Annotated in this window: 1 other RNA gene; it reads left to right on the forward strand. The window is 62.4% G+C overall.

Features of this window, described 5'->3' with window-relative positions:
- The first annotated feature begins 8 nt into the window (after positions 1–8).
- Positions 9–346: RNase P RNA component class A (gene rnpB / locus DBV08_RS32110), an RNA gene on the forward strand.

Genomic DNA, 346 nt, shown 5'->3' on the forward strand with positions numbered 1-346 from the left:
GGTCACCAGACGGTCGCGGCTCTCTTACGAGAGCTGAGGAACGTCCGGGCTCCACAGAGCAAGGATGGTGGGTAACACCCACCCGGGGTAACCCGCGGGCCAGTGCAACAGAAAGCAGACCGCCCAGTTCCGACTGGGTAAGGGTGAAACGGTGGTGTAAGAGACCACCAGGGTGCCGGGTGACCGGTGCCGCTGGGTAAACCCCATCCGGAGCAAGATCAGACAGACGACGTTCGAGGCTGCTCGCCGAGTCGTTGGGTGGATTGCTTGAGGCCGGTGGCAACATCGGTCCCAGATAGATGACCGTCCGTCGAGAAGGGCAACCGACTCGATGACAGAACCCGGC

The organism is Rhodococcus sp. KBW08 (genome assembly GCF_003852455.1).
GTDB classification, from domain to species: domain Bacteria; phylum Actinomycetota; class Actinomycetes; order Mycobacteriales; family Mycobacteriaceae; genus Rhodococcus_F; species Rhodococcus_F baikonurensis.